Below are 15,549 nucleotides of genomic sequence, written 5' to 3' on the forward strand. Positions count from 1 at the left end.
TATGCCCAAGCTCTTGATCGGACTAGGACTGGCCCTCGTCATCCTCACCGTCTACACCCTTGTGGACTGTGCCGTGTTCGACCGCAAACGCATTCGCGGATTGCCGCGCTGGGTCTGGATTTTCGTTATCGTTCTCGTGCCGCTAATCGGCCCGTTGCTGTGGCTGCTCGTCGGCCATGGGCGCTCCAGTCCCACCACTCGGTCCTTTCGTGCGGTTGCGCCCGATGACGATCTTGACTTCCTGCGAGGGCTGAACGGCGGCGGCGTGAACGTTGGCAACGCGAACTCCGACATCGGCCAGAACCGTCCCTTCAACGAAAAAGATCAGCAGGAACGCATTCGTCGTATGGAACAAGATCTCGCGGACCTCGACAAGAACGACCCAGCTCCCGGGGAGACGACGAAGAAGAAAAAGAAGAACGAACCGGGTGAAGGCGAGCAGCCTGGCCGTCGGGATGCCTGAACGAGTAAATAGCAGCCCGGCGACCGATTTCAGCATCGCGCTCCTGAACGAATTCATCCGGCGGGGCGTTCGTGATCTGGTGCTCTGTCCGGGAGCACGCTCGCAAGCGCTCGCCTTGGCGGCGGCGGAGCTGGAACAGGCCGGAAGCATCCGCTTACACGTGCGTACAGATGAACGCAGTGCCGGCTTTTTCAGCGTGGGCCTCGCCCTCGAAACCGGTCTACCAGCGCTCGTCGTGGTGACGTCGGGCACTGCCGTCGCTAACCTGCACCCGGCCGTGCTCGAAGCGCACCATGCCGGGGTGCCCATGATCCTGCTAACGGCCGACCGCCCCGCCGAGCTGCGCGGCATCCGCTCGAACCAAACCACCGTACAGTCGGGACTGTTTGGCGTTGCCACCCGGCTCTGCCTCGACGTTCCGGCGCCGGTTGGTGAGCCCGATGAAGAAGGCATTGCCGCCCTGCTGGCACGGCAGGCAATGGATGCTGCGACCGGCGTTTTCACCGCGGCTCCCGGCCCGGCACAACTCAACCTGGCCTTTCGCGAGCCGCTGTCGGCTGCGCGGCCGGTGCGCCCTTCCGTGGCGGCACGATCCATGCGCTCAGCCCCGTCTACGTCAAGTGACGGTCCGGCCATGCTCCTTGCTCCGGGACCGCGTACGGTCGTCGTGGCCGGTGATGGTGCCGGACCTGAGGCTGAAGAGCTGGCCCGCGCCGGCGGCTGGCCGTTGATGGCCGAAGTGTCGAGCGGCGCTCGGTTTGGCCCGAATTTGATCGTGCACTACCGCGAACTGCTCGCTGCCGTAGATCTCGGCGGCGAGGTGGAACGGGTGGTCGTGTTTGGTCATCCCACCCTCAGTCGGGAGATTCCGGCCCTCATTGCCCGTGACGGTGTCGAGACCATCATTGTCGCAGCGACCGGACTGGAATGGTACAACCCGGCCCATGCTGCCCGCGCGTTCACCCGATCGATCGGCGCGGATGCAGAGTGTCTGCTGGCTGCCCGCACGCCAACGGCTCGGGAATGGCTGGGCCGTTGGGTCATGACCAGCAGGGCTCTCGCAGAGACCGCGGCTGATGAAGGCCGAGCACCGATCGATAAACGCGGCATAACGCGTGCTGAATTGGCAGTTCTGCGAGCGCCGCTAACGCGGACGTTGCTCGTCGACGCGGTCTGGCGTGCATCGTGGCCGCATGACCGGCTCGTACTCGGCGCGTCCCGGCTGATCCGTGAGGCCGATAAGCGGGTCCCTGGCAAGAAGATCACCGTGCTGTCCAACCGTGGACTGGCCGGTATCGACGGCACCATTTCCACGGCGATCGGGGTGGCGCTGGCCAGTCAGTCCGAGCCGGAGCCGCGTTCGGTCGGCGTGACCCGGGTTTTGATGGGCGACCTTACATTTCTGCACGATGTCGGTTCGTTGCTGCTCGCACCGGGCGAGCCGGAGCCGCGGCTGCAGGTCATCGTCGGCGTTGACGGTGGCGGCAGCATCTTCGACGGCCTGGAGGTCGCAGCCACGGCTTCGGCCGCCGCGATGGAGCGGGTCTTGTTCACCCCGCGCAGGGTCGACCTGAAGGCGCTCGCTGCTGCCTACGGATGGAATTACGAGGTCGCTGCGACCCGAAGTGATTTGGAGCGGGCGCTCACCGGTGCGCCGACCCGGCCCACGATCCTCGAGGTTCCCCTGGTCCGTTAGCCGGGCGCCGTGCCTTGCCCGCAAGCGCGGCTAAACCGGTTGCCTCAGCACTCGTGAAACAACCGTTCACCCGGTTTCGCAAGAAGTGATGGATGCGAGTTCTCCACAGATTTGTGGGGAGCGGATGCTCAGGCGGGCGGCTTGATACCGTTTAAGACACACGGATGCCGGGAGGCTCAGATGACCGATTCGCCCCAGGACAACTCGCAGACCGGCGGCCTCCCCGAGCACGCACCCGAGCACGCACCCGGACAGGCGCCCGGACAAGCCCTCCCGTCGAACCCGTCGACTCGTCGCAGCGGCATCGTTCTCGCGGCCCTCGTCGTGGGCATCAGCGCCTTCGTCATCGGCTGGATTCCGATTCTGGGACTATTGCTGGGAGTTTCAGGGATCATCCTCGGAATCCTCGCGATGCGCAGGCCGGACGGCAGATCGTTCGGGCTCGCGGGGCTGGTCGCATCATCCCTGGCCGTGCTGGCCAATGTGCTCGTGACCATTGTGATCGTCGCCGCGCTGGTCAATTCGGGAATCGGCACGGCTGTATTCACCAATGCCCAGCCCGTCATTACGCCCTGCTTTTCCTTCAATGGGCCGGGCGATTACCTCAACAACCAATCCGCTGAGAAGACGGATGGGTGCATCACTACCCTGGAACTGTGGGGTGAACGTGATGCCGACGGTGTCATTCACAAGACGGGCGTGGGCAGCATCCTCGGCAGCGTACTGGTGGAACCGGTGGCGGTGGCCAGCACAGACGAATGGGTTCCCGGCGGCAGCCTCGACGATATGGTCGACTTCCTGAACCAGAGCTACTTTCCCGAGGCCGGCGAGGTCACGAGCCTGAAAGAGGCCGTAACCCTCGGCGGCGTCGACGCCAACCTCACCCGCATGATCAGTAACGCCGAGAACACCCGCACCAAGGCGTTCCTCACCGTCTTTGCACCGGATACCTACCAGTCAGCCGGGGAGCCGGTGAAGTTCTTCGTTATCTCCTTCGTCATTCCCGAAGACAACGGGGAAGAAATCATCTCCGCCGCCATCGACTCCTGGCGATGGAAGTAGCCCCAAAGACTTAGCCGAAGGCTTCTACGATGGGGCGGAACTTCATTTTGGTCTCGGCGAGCTCGCGGTCGGGGTCGGAGTCCAGCACGATGCCGCAGCCGGCGTACGCGGTGATGCCTCCGGCGGGCGCTACCTGCGCGCAGCGCAGCGCAATCGCCCACTCGCCGTCGCCGTCGGCGCCCACCCAGCCGACCGGCCCGGCGTAGCGGCCACGGTCGAACGGTTCGAGTTCGCGAATCAGGGCTAGAGCCGCGTCGGTCGGTGTTCCGGCGACCGCAGCAGTCGGGTGCAGCGCTGCGATCAGGTCAAGAGACGTCGACCCGTCGCTCAGGGTACCTTCCAGATCGGTCGCGAGGTGCCAGAGGTTTGGGAGTTTCACCGTGAACGGAATTTCGCTCGTCGCGAGCACCGAGGTGTGCGGGCGTAGTGACTTGAGCACGCTCTGCACGGCAAATTCGTGTTCGTCGCCGTCTTTCGATGACGTGGCCAGGGTGAGGGCCGCCTCGCGATCGTCCTCGGCATCCGCTCCGCGAGAGATCGTGCCGGCCAGCACACGGGCGTTGACCGAACCGTGGTCGGCGCGAATAAGAGTTTCCGGACTCGACCCAATGAGGCCGTCGACGGCGTAGGTCCAGCAGTCCGGGTAGCCAAGCGCGAGCGTGGTGATGGCGCGGCGCAGGTCGGACTCCGCCGGCACCCGCCCAACCAAATCGCGAGCGAGCACGACCTTGTTGATGAGCTGAGCTCGAATACTGTCGATGCCGGAGCTGACTGCGTTGCGGAAGGCATCCGGCGGCAGGGCTCCGGGCAGGAGGGCGATGCGGTACTCGTCGCCGAGCGGACGCAGCGTCAGCGGGTTCTCGGGGGCGTTCTGGCCGGTCTCCCAGATGCGCGTCACCCAGCATTGGCCGTCTTCGCGGCCGACGATGATCTCGGGAACGATGAGCACGCTGGTCTGGGCCGACGTCTCATCGAAGGTAAAGGCGCCGAAGGCGAGGAGCCCGGTACCCGTGCGGGCGAGCGGGTCTGTCACGGTGGCCAAGGCGACGACCTGTTTCCAGGCGGCCGCGGCATCCGTCATGCGGGTCGGTCCGGAAAACTCGAGCCGCAGCGCGCAGCCGATGCCAGCCAGGCCTTGGTTGCGACGCATCCAGAGCAGTGGCGTGCGGCCATCGAGCAGCAGGATCAGTTGGTGGATATCGGCCATCGGGGAGGTTTCGACCGTCAAGGCCTGCACATTCACTTCTGTAGCCTACGCCCGCGCCACTGCGCCCACGCGAATCTGGGCCCGGCAACCGTGCAGTTTCGGTAGGCCTATTCATCCTAGAATGATGGGGTGAATAGAGCAGACCTGAACAAACGGCCCGCGCAGGTGGCTGCCATGTTCGACGAGGTCGCCGCGCACTATGACCGCACGAACGCGTTGCTGTCGGTCGGCAACGCGTCGCTCTGGCGCATCGCCACCACCACGGCAGTCAACCCGCAACCGGGCGAACGCATTCTCGACATCGCGGCCGGCACCGGCACCTCGAGCGCCGCTCTGGCCCACAGCGGAGCCCACGTTGTCGCCGCCGACTTCTCGGCCGGCATGATCGAAGTCGGTCGGGCTCGCCACGCCAACAATGAGCACATCGAGTTCGTCCAGGCCGACGCTACCGCGCTGCCTTTCAAAGACAACGAGTTCGATGCCGTCACCATCTCGTTCGGACTGCGCAACGTCGTCGAGCCGAAGAAGGCCTTGGCCGAGTTTTACCGCGTGACCAAGCCCGGCGGGCGCGTCGTCATCTGCGAGTTCTCGACCCCGCCGCTGACGCTGGTTCGCCAGAGCTACTTTGCCTATCTCAACCACGTCATGCCGCGCGTCGTACGCCTCGCGTCTTCCAACGCTGAAGCCTATGACTACCTCGGCGAGTCCATCGCGGCCTGGCCGACCCAACGGGTGCTCAGTGGATGGCTGCGCTCGGCCGGATATTCTGCCGTGGCCTACCGCAACCTCACACTCGGCATCGTGGCTCTTCACCGCGGAACCAAGCCCTGACCAACTCGATAGGCTGATTTACGTGAAATCCAGAGTCCCCGTGATTCGACGCACCGCGTCGGTGACCAGCCAGGTGGGCCTCGGCGAACGTATTTTCTCGACTTCCGCCGACCGCGGCTTGGCGGCCAACATCGACGCCGGCATCGAAAAGGTCGAAGCGGCGCTCATCGATGAGCTCGTCTACGCCAACGAAATCGCCACGGTCACCAGCCGCTACCTGCTCAACGCCGGTGGAAAACGAGTGCGTCCCATGCTCGCGCTGCTTACGGCGCACCTGGGCGGGGGCGTCGTGCCCGATGTTGTCACCGCGGCCACAGCCATCGAACTGACCCACTTGGCCTCGCTTTATCACGACGACGTCATGGACGACGCGGACAAGCGCCGTGGCGTGCCGAGCGCGCAAACCGTGTGGGGCAACTCCATCGCCATTCTCACGGGTGACCTACTGTTCGCTCGTGCCAGCCAGCTGATGGCCCGGCTCGGCGAACGCGCCATTAAACTGCAGGCGACCACGTTCGAGCGCCTCGTGCTCGGTCAGTTTCAGGAGACGGTGGGCCCGCGCGCCGGTGAAGACCCGGTCGCGCACTATATTCAGGTGCTCGCGGGAAAGACCGGTTCGCTCATCGCTGCGGCCGCCCAGGGTGGTGTGGTGTTCTCCAACGCCCCGGCCGAGTACGAGCAGCCGGTCGTGGACTTCGGTGAGAAGATCGGCGTCGCCTTTCAGCTGATCGACGATGTGCTCGATCTGTCACCGCAGCCGCAGGAGACGGGCAAAGTGCCCGGAACGGACTTGCGCGCCGGCGTGGTCACGCTTCCGCTGCTTCGATTGCGGGAACGTGCCGCAAGCGATGGGCCATCCGCTGATCTGCTGGGGCGGCTGGAACGTGACGTGATGACGGCCGGTGCTGAACAGGGTGCTGACGCGGACGCGGCGATCACCGCGCTGCGCGAGCATGCCGTCACGGCCGAGACCCTGGCCGAGGCGCACGGCTGGGCGCGCGACGCCGTCGCCGCCCTGAAACCGCTTCCGAACGGTTCGGTCAAGAAAGCCCTCACCCGATTCGCCGAGTCCATCGTCGAGCGCTCCAGCTAGACCCCATTTGAAGGCGCACCTGGGCTTTGGCTCGGCCTGCCCGCGCAGTAAGGAATCTTCCGTGACCAAATTGAGACTGGCCATCGTCGGCGCAGGACCGGCGGGCATCTATGCCGCCGATATTCTGCTGAAGGCCGAGCGCAATTTTGAGGTCTCGATCGACCTGTTCGACCACCTGCCGGCGCCGTATGGCCTCGTGCGCTACGGCGTCGCCCCCGACCACCCCCGCATCAAGGGCATTGTCACTGCGCTGCGGGGCGTGCTCGACAGCGGTGATATTCGCGTGTTCGGCAACGTGCGTTTCGGTGTGGACGTCACCCTCGACGACCTCAAGAAGCACTACAACGCGGTCATCTTCGCGACCGGCGCCGTTCAGGATGCCGACCTCAATATTCCGGGCGCGTCCCTGAAGGGTTCATACGGCGCCGCCGACTTCGTGAGCTGGTTCGACGGCCATCCAGACGTGCCGCGCACCTGGCCGCTCGACGCGCGCGAGATCGCCGTTATCGGCAACGGCAATGTGGCCCTCGACGTTTCGCGCATGCTCATCAAGCACGCCGATGACCTGTTGCCGACGGAGATTCCCAGCAACGTGTATGACGGATTGAATGGGTCACCGGTGACCGACGTGCACGTATTTGGGCGGCGCGGGCCGACATCCGTTAAATTCACGCCGCTGGAACTGCGTGAGGTGGGCGAGCTGAATGATGTGGACATGATCGTCTACGACGAGGACTTTGAGTACGACGAGGCCGCTCAGGCCGCTGTCACGAGCAATAAGCAGGTCTTCGTGATCGATAAGACGCTGAACCAGTGGCGCGCCCGCGAGACCGGCACCGCCAGCCGCCGTCTGCACATGCACTTCTTCGCCAAGCCGGTCGAGTTGGTTGACGACGGGACCGGCCGGGTCGGTGCGTTCCGCTGGGAACGCACTACAACGGATGGCGCCGGCGGCGTCGTCGGCACCGGCGAAATTCGTGAGATTCCGGTGCAGGCCGTTTACCGGGCGGTCGGATACTTCGGGTCGGAGTTGCCGGACGTGCCGTTTGACAAGAAGCGCGGCATCATTCCGAACCGTGAGGGCCAGGTGCTGCGCCGTGACCCGTCGGCCGGTACCGGCGGGCTGTTCAACCAGCAAATGTACGGCGTCTACGCGACCGGCTGGATCAAGCGCGGGCCGGTTGGCCTGATTGGCCACACCAAGAGTGACGCGATGGAAACGATTCGCCACCTGATCAACGACCTCGGTAACTGGTGGCGCCCCGAGTCGCCGGCGGAGGAGAGCATCGTGCACTTGCTCGATGCGCGCGGCGTGAAGTACACCGGTCTCGACGGTTGGCACAACCTCGACCAGCACGAACTCGCGCTAGGCGAGGCCGCCGGCCGCATCCGCATCAAGGTCGTCGACCGCGACGAAATGGTGGCGGTCTCCCGCGCCGAGTAGCCGGGGGCTAGCGGAAGTTGGTGAACTGCAGGGCTACGTCGAGGTCCTTGCCCTTGAGAAGCGCCATCACGGCCTGCAGATCATCGCGGCTCTTGGAGCTGACCCGCAGTTCGTCACCCTGAATCTGGCTTTTGACGCCCTTTGGGCCCTCGTCGCGAATGATCTTGCTGATCTTCTTCGCGTTCTCCTGGTCGATGCCGGCCTTCATGCTCGTCTCGATGCGGTACTCCTTGCCGGAGGCGAACGGTTCGCCCGCGTCGAGGCTGCGCAGTGAGATGCCACGCTTGATCAGCTTGGCTTCGAACACTTCGAGGATCGCCTTGACGCGTTCCTCAGTGTTGGCTTTCATGAGCACCTTTTCGCCGCTCATTGCGATCGAGGCTCCCACGTTCTTGAAGTCGTAGCGCTGAGCGACTTCCTTGTGCGCCTGGTTGAGGGCGTTGTCGACCTCCATCGGGTCGACCTTGCTGACGATGTCGAACGTTGAATCTGCCATTCCCCAATGGTATCCGACCAGCGATAGTGCAAAAAGTACGCGATTGGACACCTCACCCGGACACTCCTTGCGGTCTCGGGCATCAATAATCGCTAGGCCGCGGATAACGCCGGCATTGAAGGGATCTCCGGCCTCGGCGTCGACGCGTCGACCGGCACGGGAGGGCCGCCCGCCGGGTAGCGGATGTGCCTCATGACGAAGATCTGCATCCGCTGATTTCTCGGTGAGGCGCTTCGTCTTGTATTGTTAACCCGCGTCTCCGGTCAAGTGATTACACCTGGTCGGGAGCGCCTGGCGAGTTACCCAAGCGGCCAAAGGGATCTGACTGTAAATCAGACGGCGTAGCCTTCGTGAGTTCGAACCTCGCACTCGCCACCAGCGTTAGACAGGCAGGCCTCCGGGCCTGCCTGTCTAGGTTTAACGGGCTGCCAGTAACGTGAGGGTATGACACATCCCGCCCCGACCGAGCTGCTCGACCTTGCGCGCACCGTCGCCCTCACCGCCGGGGCGCTCGCCCACCGGCGTCGCACGGAAGGGGTCGAGATTGCCGCCTCGAAGTCGTCACCCGAAGACATCGTCACCGCGGCCGACCGCGAGGTCGAGTTACTCATTCGCGGCCTGCTCGCAGACGCCCGGCCGAACGACGGGTTTTATGGCGAAGAATCCGACGCGTCCGGGGGTAGCAGCGGGCTCACCTGGGTGGTCGACCCCATCGACGGCACCGTCAACTACCTCTACGGCATCCCGTTCTACGCCGTTAGTATCGCCGTCGTGCAGGGTGACCCCGACCCGGCCAGCTGGAACTCCCTCGCCGGCGCGGTCGTCAACCCCACCCTCGGCGAGGTGTTCACCGCGTCGGAGGGCTCGGGCGCCTGGCTGGGCGACCAGCGCTTGCACGTGAATCACGACGTTCCACTCTCGCTCGCCCTGGCCGGCACGGGCTTCAGCTACGAGGCGGCCCGGCGGGTGTGGCAGGCTAATGTCGTGGGTGGTCTCATCGGCCAGGTGCGGGACATCCGTCGTATCGGTTCGGCCGCACTCGACCTCTGCGCGGTCGCCTGCGGGCGCCTCGACCTCTATTTCGAACGCGGCCTCAACCCCTGGGACCACGCAGCCGGCGCCCTGATCGCCCGGGAAGCTGGTGCGCGGGTCGGCGCTCTACAAGCGGATGCCGAGGGCCGCGACTTGCTCATCGCCGCCGCTCCGGCCCTTTACGATCAGTTCGAGCCGGTACTCACCGGGCTCTTCGAGCGCTTCCCGTCTGACGCGGGACTCCGCTGATGCCATGCCCATTACCCCCTTTTGGGTGTGATTGGTCGCTTCCCTCTGGTATTCTCAGGGTTACGCGTTACCCTTAACCGATTCGTTATATTGATCCTGCGTCATTTGGCGTTATCCAGAACGAGTACGAGATCCCGTCCGCTACGCCGAAAGCTGCATTTTGTCACGTCACATCCCACCCATGGACACCTCCGTGCCCGGTGAGAGTGACAGCACCGTATTTTCCCCGGCTGAGCCGGCAGCGCTTACTCGTAGGGAGCTTCGCGAGCGCGAGCGGATTGCTTTCTCTCGGTTGGAATTAGCGGATACAGCACCGCTCAACGAGGCCGCCGATGACCTCGTGCGGCTCAGCCCTGTCGCCGAGCTAATCGTTGAAACCGATCTGGCCGTGCCGGACCTTGAACCCGTTGTAGTCACCGTGACTGACCGCGTTGTCGCGGCCCTGCCGGTCGCCGACGCCGAGCCTACCGACTACGAAAAGTTGCTGGCTCCCGGCGTAACCCAGTCGATCCCGACGGTGATTCACGCCGCTGGTGCGCGACCACGTCGTCAGCGCATCGAGCAGAAGCCGGGTGAAGCGTTCGCCCCCGCGCGCGATTTCGTTCCCGCCGGGGCGCTGCCGCACCGACGTACCACGCGCCCGCGACCGCTCGGCAGCACCATGCGCCAGCGTGCGGCCAAAGGTGCTTCGATTCTCGCTATGTCGTTCGTGGCTCTGATGGCCGTTGCTACATCCATTCCCGCCGAGGCGTTATTGTCGTCACAAGACGTGCAGGCATCCGTTCTTGAATCGCAGCGTGTTCCGACAACTGAGAATATGCAGAGCATGGATCTGGCAGGCGGGGACACCGTCACCGTCGTGCGTGACGGCTACAAGTCGAGCACCATCGCCGAGGTCGCAGAGGCCAGCGGTATCCGCATGGAGGATACCTTCACTAATAACCCGAACGGCACCATTCAGTGGCCGTTCGCCGTTGGTGTGCATATCGGCGACCAGATCGGCTACCGCAATTGCGCCGGCTGTTCGGTGAACCACGGCGGCCAGGACTTCAACCCGGGCGTCGGCGCACCGATCCAAGCCATTTCCGACGGCGTGGTCAGCTACGCCGAAGACGGCGAAGCCAGCCTCGGCGTGCACATGATGATCGACCACATGATCAATGGTGAGCTCGTCACCAGCGTGTACGCGCACATGATCCACGGATCGATGCTCTTCAAGGAAGGTGACGTGGTCAAGGTCGGCCAGGTCATCGGTAAGACCGGCAGCACCGGGATGTCGACCGGCCCGCACCTGCACTTCGAGATTCGTCAAGGCGGAATCGCCGGGACCAAGGTCGACCCGCTCGCCTGGCTCTACGCCAATACCAACTAGCGCAGCTCGGGTCAGTCCCGATCGTTGGCAGGCGCACAACTCCTGCAAATGCCTGCGCCCGAACATTGAAGACGCGGGAAGTCGCGGGAGTGTTTTGGAACGCCCGCAAATTGCAGGAGTTATGTGGGTCGGGCGGCCAGCTCCGGGCGCCGCCGCCGGTCTAGCTCGGTTCGCTTCGCCCGCGCATGAAGGACTCGAGCAGGCCCTTCGGTAGCGGAAACGGCGGCAGGCCGTCGAAGCTGAACAGATCGGCGTCGTCGGTGACGGGCTCCAGAGCCACAACCTGGTCGTGCAGTAGTTCCATCTTCACATCGAGCCGGTTGGCGGCGTCCGCTGCCTGCCGCAAGTCTTCTACCAGGGTGTCTGGCACGGCGCCGTTGTACTTGTAGTAGATCTTGTGTTCCAGGCTCGCCCAAAAGTCCATCGCGATCGTGCGGATCTGAATCTCAACCGTGACTGGCTGCACACGGTCGGACATGAATACCGGGATCGCCACGATGAGGTGCAGGCTCTGATACCCGTTGGCCTTGGGTTCTCGGATGTAGTCCTTGACCTGGAGCACCGTCACGTCGCGCTGTCCGGCGAGCATGTCGCGAACGCGATAGGTGTCGGAGATGAAACTGCAGGTGATGCGAATTCCGGCGATGTCCTGGATGTTGTCGCGAATCCCGATCAGCTCGAGCGGATGCCCCTTGCGGATGGCCTTCTTGAGAATGCCCTCCGGTGACTTGAGCCGGGAGCTGACGTGCTCGATCGGGCTGTAATCATGAATCGCGCTGAATTCCTCCTTCAAGATGTTGATCTTGGTCAGTATCTCGTCGGTCGCGAACTTGTACGACATCATGAACCGAGTCAGTTCGAGCTTCAACTCCCGCATGGCGGCGATGCTCTCAGCGGCACTGGGCGCGACGGTACCGGAGTCGGGGGCGACGACGCTGCCCTCGTCGGCTGCGCTGCCGACGGGTGCAGCCTCGAACGCGGTCATGGCTGGACGGTGAGCAACCAGGCCGTCGCGTCTCCCGGCAGGGTGCGGCCGACGAGTTCTTCGCTCGCCAACAGAACGTCACCGGCGGGCAGCTGGATGGAGGCCGATCCAGTGTTAGCGACGACGGTCACGTCGCCGTTGCGGTACGCCGCGACCGCGGGGTCGAAACCGCCCTGCCACTCGACGGTGCCGGAGGCGAGGGAGTGCTCCCGGCGCAGTCGCAGAGCGAGCTTGTACAGCTCGAGGGTTGAGTCGGCCACGCCGTCTTGCTGGTCGCGGGCCAGCCCGGCCCACTCTGCCGGTTGCGGCAGCCAGCTCTTCGCGCCCGTGCTGAAGCCGAACGATTCGCTGGCGGCTTCCCACGGAATCGGCACGCGGCATCCGTCTCGCCCGTAACGCTCACCGTTGGTGCGAAACCAGGTGGGGTCTTCGCGGGCATGGTCGGGCAGGTCGACGGCTTCTGGAAGGCCGAGTTCCTCACCCTGGTACAGATAGCTCGAGCCGGGAAGCGACAGCATCAAAGCGGATGCCGCCCGCGCGCGCCGCAGCCCCAGAACCGTGTCGGGCAGGCCAACTGTCTTGGGGCCAATGCCATGACCCTGCAGATTATCACCGGTGAGGGCCAGCCGAGAAGCGTGGCGCACAACGTCGTGGTTGGAGAGCACCCAGGTGCTCGGCGCACCGACGTTGCCGAAAGCTTCGAGCGAATCGTCGATGACGCTCTTCAGCTGCGTCGCGTTCCACGGGGTTTCCAGGTAGGCGAAGTTGAAGGCCTGATGCATCTCGTCTGGGCGCACCCACTTGGCCATCTGGCTGAGCGGATCGACCCAGGCTTCGGCCGCGAGAACGCGGTCGCCGGGATAGGCGGCGAGCACCTGGTGCCAGTCGCGGTAGATCTCGTGCACGCCGTCCTGCGCCCAGTAGGGGGCGGTCAGCGGCGTCTCGGCGGTGATGCCCGGTTCGAGAATGGATGACGGCGCCCCGCCCATGCTGCCACCCTCTGCGGGCGGCGTGTAGTCGGGGAGGCCGGGCGCCTTGATCATGCCGTGCGCAACATCCACTCGAAAGCCGTCGACGCCGCGGTCGAGCCAGAAACGCAGCACCGCGCGAAACTGCTCGCGCACCCACTCGCTATCCCAGTCGAAGTCGGGCTGACTGCTGTCGAACAGATGCAGGTACCACTGGCCGGGGGTGCCGTCGGGATCGGTCGTGCGGGTCCAGGCGAGACCGCCGAAGACGGACTCCCAATTGTTCGGGGGGAGCTCGCCGTTGTCTCCTTTGCCGTCGCGAAAGGTGTAGCGGGCGCGTTCTTCACTGCCAGGGCTGGCGGCGAGGGCAGCCTGGAACCAGCCGTGGTCGCTTGAGGAATGGTTGGGCACGATGTCGACGATGACCCGGATTCCGAGGTCGTGGGCGGTGCGCTGCAGCACGTCGAAGTCGTCGAGGGTGCCGAACAAAGGGTCGACGTTGCAGTAGTCGGAAACGTCGTAGCCTGCGTCGCGTTGTGGCGAGGTATAGAAAGGAGACAACCAAATGGCATCGATGCCGAGGTCTTTGAGCTGCGGCAGGCGCGCGCTGATGCCGGCAAGGTCGCCCATACCATCACCGTTCGCGTCAGCGAACGATCGGGGATAGATCTGATAGATGACGGCGGTGCGCCACCACTCGGTGCCAGGGGTCAGTTCGGTGCCAGTCATTCTAAAATGCTACGGCATTGGCGCTGTGTGCCTGTAGCGTGGGAAGTGGTCTAGAGCGCCCTGTCGGGGTGATAAAGTTTCTAGGTTGCCAAAAACGCGGCATTGCTACTGTTTTTTGGTTGCTTTGCCCCCTTAGCTCATTGGTAGAGCACTTCCTTGGTAAGGAAGAGGTAGTGGGTCCGATTCCCACAGGGGGCTCAGGCTTGGAAGCGAACAGCCGACAAGTCGCGGCGGGGTAGCTCAGTTGGTTAGAGCACACGGCTCATAATCGTGGTGTCGCGGGTTCAATTCCCGCTCCCGCTACACATAAAGGCTCTCTGACCAGGTGTTTCACCGGTCAGAGGGCCTTTTCTTTTGCCCGGCTGCTGCTGAGCTCCGCTCTAGACTCCGCTTTAGATTTGAGTGCCGGGTAAAGCGCCGTTGGGCGTCGCCTAGCGTCCCGACGGACGGTGGGTCTCCGGTGCTCTTGCGGCGTGGTGCGCGTTACTGGTCCGCCTTGGACAGTTGCTCCGCGATCTCAACGTCGTGGTTTGTCACACCGGAACGACCAGCGGGAACACCCGAACTGCTCGGGTTCTTGCTTCCACGCCACGCACGGCAAAGGCGCCACCGTCTGGGTGAGAATGGGCAACGGCCAACTACGACAAAATCGGTGTGTCGCTCTTCCCTTGCGAGGGGCGAGGTGGCTCCAGATGTCAGACGGCGTTCCGTTGTAACAGGTGCTTGAGCCTGGTGAGTAAATAGCCCGCACGAAAGCGATCGTATTGCTGCAACACTGTACTTGCCCGGGAACGCTGAAAGCACGCATGGAGGAGCACCCGTGTTCGAGCCTCGTCTATCGCGCGTACCTCACTAAACGCACCTGCCTGTTTCCCTAACCCACCACCTTGAAAGGAGCTGATGACCCTGACCAACAAGACCCCCACCAAAAACTGCAGCTCGATCCTGACAGGTCTCTCCAGCACCAAGAAGCGCAACACCAAGCTCATCGCTGTACTTGCTGCGGGCCTTATCGTGTTCGGTGGCGGAATAACGGCCAGCGCCGTGGGTGTGGGCAGCTACAACGCCGCGACGGCGAGTATCTGCGACGCCGTGGTCAAGACCAGCGCCAGTGCTGCGGCCAAAGCGAAAACCGCTCTCGCAGCGTCTGACGCTGCGCTGATCGCTGTAACTGTGCTTGAACTACCCGTTACTGCTGAGGGTACAGCCGCCGGAACCAGCACGGACTATGCAGCTCGCGGAGCTGTCGAGAGTGTCGCAGCGGTCGAAGCCGTCACGGCCAGCGACGGTGTCGAAGCCGTTGCTGGTGTAGAAGCTGTCCCTGCTCGTGCGAGCGGCGCTGACCTCGTCAGCGACGTGAGCGCTTCCCGTGCGGCCCTGACTCAGACGAAGCTCGCAACCACCTGCACTGATCGCGACCAGGCTTCGGCTCTTACTGCGCAGGTCGCTCAGAGCACGACTGCGACCAAGGTCCTCAACGCAGGCATCGCTGTACTCATGAGTGACTTTGCTGTATTCCAGACCGACGAGGCAGCGCGTATTGCTGCTGAGATCGAAGCTGCCCGTGTGGCGGCCGAGGCCGCTGCTGCTGAGGCAGCTCGTGTTGCAGCCGAAGCCGCAGCTGCTGAAGCTGCCCGTGTTGCCGCTGCGGCCGAGGCAGCTCGCGTTGCAGCCAACCAGGCTGCTGCTAAGCGGGCTGCTGGTTCCAACTCCGGTTCGTCGGGCGGCGGTAGTACCTCCGGTGGTTACAGCGGGGGTGGCGGCAGTTCCGGTCGCCCGGGTGGCGGTGGCGGTGGCGTCGGTACCAGCACATCAGATGGAACCGGTTGTCGAGTTGACAACGGTGTAGGTGGCTTCTACAGCTGCTAAGAACACAGAGTCACCTCATCCATTAACTGTGATGGGAGGAAATTCGGGCCACG

At 63.9% G+C, this 15,549-nt stretch carries 13 protein-coding genes and 3 tRNA genes; 12 read left to right on the top strand and 4 right to left on the bottom strand.

Going from position 1 to position 15,549, the window contains the following annotated elements; all coding sequences use genetic code 11:
- Window position 1 precedes the first annotated feature (1 nt).
- The 3 genes from E3T51_RS12115 to E3T51_RS12125 all read left to right on the top strand — a co-directional run bounded on the left by E3T51_RS12115 (window position 2) and on the right by E3T51_RS12125 (window position 3,221).
- Window positions 2-463 (top strand): PLD nuclease N-terminal domain-containing protein, encoded by a 462-nt coding sequence (locus tag E3T51_RS12115; RefSeq protein WP_134530064.1) that lies wholly within the window; start codon window positions 2-4, stop codon window positions 461-463.
- Entirely contained in the window at window positions 456-2,159 is a 1,704-nt protein-coding gene (gene menD, locus E3T51_RS12120; RefSeq protein ID WP_134530065.1) for a 2-succinyl-5-enolpyruvyl-6-hydroxy-3-cyclohexene-1-carboxylic-acid synthase, read from the top strand. The genes E3T51_RS12115 and menD overlap by 8 nt, the downstream gene beginning before the upstream one ends.
- Before the next feature lie 180 nt (window positions 2,160-2,339).
- Window positions 2,340-3,221 carry a DUF4190 domain-containing protein gene (locus E3T51_RS12125; protein ID WP_134530066.1) on the top strand — a complete coding sequence of 294 codons (882 nt, stop codon included), beginning with the start codon at window positions 2,340-2,342 and terminating at the stop codon, window positions 3,219-3,221.
- 10 nt (window positions 3,222-3,231) lie between these two features.
- Here the strand turns inward: E3T51_RS12125 and E3T51_RS12130 are convergent, their stop codons facing one another.
- Window positions 3,232-4,428: an isochorismate synthase gene (locus tag E3T51_RS12130; protein WP_134530430.1), complete on the bottom strand. Its 1,197-nt coding sequence runs from the start codon at window positions 4,426-4,428 to the stop codon at window positions 3,232-3,234.
- 129 nt (window positions 4,429-4,557) lie between these two features.
- Between E3T51_RS12130 and ubiE the strand changes: the two genes are divergently transcribed.
- The 3 genes from ubiE (at window position 4,558) to E3T51_RS12145 (ending at window position 7,796) form a co-directional block, all read left to right on the top strand.
- Window positions 4,558-5,259, top strand: coding sequence for a bifunctional demethylmenaquinone methyltransferase/2-methoxy-6-polyprenyl-1,4-benzoquinol methylase UbiE (ubiE, locus tag E3T51_RS12135; protein WP_134530067.1), 702 nt, complete (start codon window positions 4,558-4,560; stop codon window positions 5,257-5,259).
- A gap of 22 nt (window positions 5,260-5,281) precedes the next feature.
- Window positions 5,282-6,352, top strand: coding sequence for a polyprenyl synthetase family protein (locus tag E3T51_RS12140; protein ID WP_134530068.1), 1,071 nt, complete (start codon window positions 5,282-5,284; stop codon window positions 6,350-6,352).
- Window positions 6,353-6,413: 61 nt separating this feature from the next.
- Complete coding sequence (locus E3T51_RS12145; protein WP_134530069.1) at window positions 6,414-7,796, top strand: FAD-dependent oxidoreductase; 1,383 nt, start codon at window positions 6,414-6,416, stop codon at window positions 7,794-7,796.
- Between the two features lie 7 nt (window positions 7,797-7,803).
- Here E3T51_RS12145 and E3T51_RS12150 read toward each other — a convergent pair whose 3' ends face one another.
- A complete protein-coding gene (locus E3T51_RS12150) occupies window positions 7,804-8,292 on the bottom strand; it encodes a YajQ family cyclic di-GMP-binding protein (RefSeq protein WP_092106423.1) in 489 nt (162 codons plus the stop codon).
- Window positions 8,293-8,585: 293 nt separating this feature from the next.
- On the opposite strand from E3T51_RS12150, the gene E3T51_RS12155 reads away from it, so the two are divergent.
- From E3T51_RS12155 to E3T51_RS17400, 3 genes are all read left to right on the top strand, one after another.
- Window positions 8,586-8,670, top strand: a tRNA-Tyr gene (locus E3T51_RS12155).
- 66 nt (window positions 8,671-8,736) lie between these two features.
- Entirely contained in the window at window positions 8,737-9,573 is an 837-nt protein-coding gene (locus E3T51_RS12160) for an inositol monophosphatase family protein (RefSeq protein ID WP_134530070.1), read from the top strand.
- A 181-nt stretch (window positions 9,574-9,754) separates the two neighbouring features.
- Window positions 9,755-10,945 (top strand): M23 family metallopeptidase, encoded by a 1,191-nt coding sequence (locus E3T51_RS17400; protein ID WP_134530071.1) that lies wholly within the window; start codon window positions 9,755-9,757, stop codon window positions 10,943-10,945.
- A gap of 160 nt (window positions 10,946-11,105) precedes the next feature.
- On the opposite strand, the gene E3T51_RS12170 is transcribed toward E3T51_RS17400, so the two are convergent.
- Both E3T51_RS12170 and E3T51_RS12175 read right to left on the bottom strand, forming a co-directional pair.
- Window positions 11,106-11,930 carry a GTP pyrophosphokinase gene (locus tag E3T51_RS12170; RefSeq protein WP_166806457.1) on the bottom strand — a complete coding sequence of 275 codons (825 nt, stop codon included), beginning with the start codon at window positions 11,928-11,930 and terminating at the stop codon, window positions 11,106-11,108.
- Window positions 11,927-13,627 carry a glycoside hydrolase family 13 protein gene (locus E3T51_RS12175; RefSeq protein WP_104190729.1) on the bottom strand — a complete coding sequence of 567 codons (1,701 nt, stop codon included), beginning with the start codon at window positions 13,625-13,627 and terminating at the stop codon, window positions 11,927-11,929. Before E3T51_RS12175 ends, E3T51_RS12170 begins: the two co-directional genes overlap by 4 nt.
- Window positions 13,628-13,753: 126 nt before the next feature.
- Here E3T51_RS12175 and E3T51_RS12180 point away from each other — a divergent pair.
- From E3T51_RS12180 to E3T51_RS16905, 3 genes are all read left to right on the top strand, one after another.
- Window positions 13,754-13,825, top strand: a tRNA-Thr gene (locus E3T51_RS12180).
- A gap of 31 nt (window positions 13,826-13,856) precedes the next feature.
- Window positions 13,857-13,930: transfer RNA gene (locus E3T51_RS12185), tRNA-Met, on the top strand.
- 597 nt (window positions 13,931-14,527) lie between these two features.
- Complete coding sequence (locus tag E3T51_RS16905; protein WP_194088336.1) at window positions 14,528-15,496, top strand: hypothetical protein; 969 nt, start codon at window positions 14,528-14,530, stop codon at window positions 15,494-15,496.
- Window positions 15,497-15,549 lie beyond the last annotated feature (53 nt).

It is taken from the genome of Cryobacterium serini (genome assembly GCF_004404025.1).
Taxonomy (GTDB): domain Bacteria; phylum Actinomycetota; class Actinomycetes; order Actinomycetales; family Microbacteriaceae; genus Cryobacterium; species Cryobacterium serini.

Excerpts from the sequence above, each read along its gene's own strand:
- E3T51_RS12115 (WP_134530064.1), top strand. The coding sequence starts at position 2 with ATGCCCAAGCTCTTGATCGGACTAGGACTGGCCCTCGTCATCCTCACC.
- E3T51_RS17400 (WP_134530071.1), top strand. The coding sequence starts at position 9,755 with ATGGACACCTCCGTGCCCGGTGAGAGTGACAGCACCGTATTTTCCCCG.
- E3T51_RS12130 (WP_134530430.1), bottom strand. The coding sequence starts at position 4,428 with ATGGCCGATATCCACCAACTGATCCTGCTGCTCGATGGCCGCACGCCA.
- E3T51_RS16905 (WP_194088336.1), top strand. The coding sequence starts at position 14,528 with ATGACCCTGACCAACAAGACCCCCACCAAAAACTGCAGCTCGATCCTG.
- E3T51_RS12175 (WP_104190729.1), bottom strand. The coding sequence starts at position 13,627 with ATGACTGGCACCGAACTGACCCCTGGCACCGAGTGGTGGCGCACCGCC.
- E3T51_RS12170 (WP_166806457.1), bottom strand. The coding sequence starts at position 11,930 with ATGACCGCGTTCGAGGCTGCACCCGTCGGCAGCGCAGCCGACGAGGGC.
- menD (WP_134530065.1), top strand. The coding sequence starts at position 456 with ATGCCTGAACGAGTAAATAGCAGCCCGGCGACCGATTTCAGCATCGCG.
- E3T51_RS12160 (WP_134530070.1), top strand. The coding sequence starts at position 8,737 with ATGACACATCCCGCCCCGACCGAGCTGCTCGACCTTGCGCGCACCGTC.
- E3T51_RS12150 (WP_092106423.1), bottom strand. The coding sequence starts at position 8,292 with ATGGCAGATTCAACGTTCGACATCGTCAGCAAGGTCGACCCGATGGAG.
- E3T51_RS12125 (WP_134530066.1), top strand. The coding sequence starts at position 2,340 with ATGACCGATTCGCCCCAGGACAACTCGCAGACCGGCGGCCTCCCCGAG.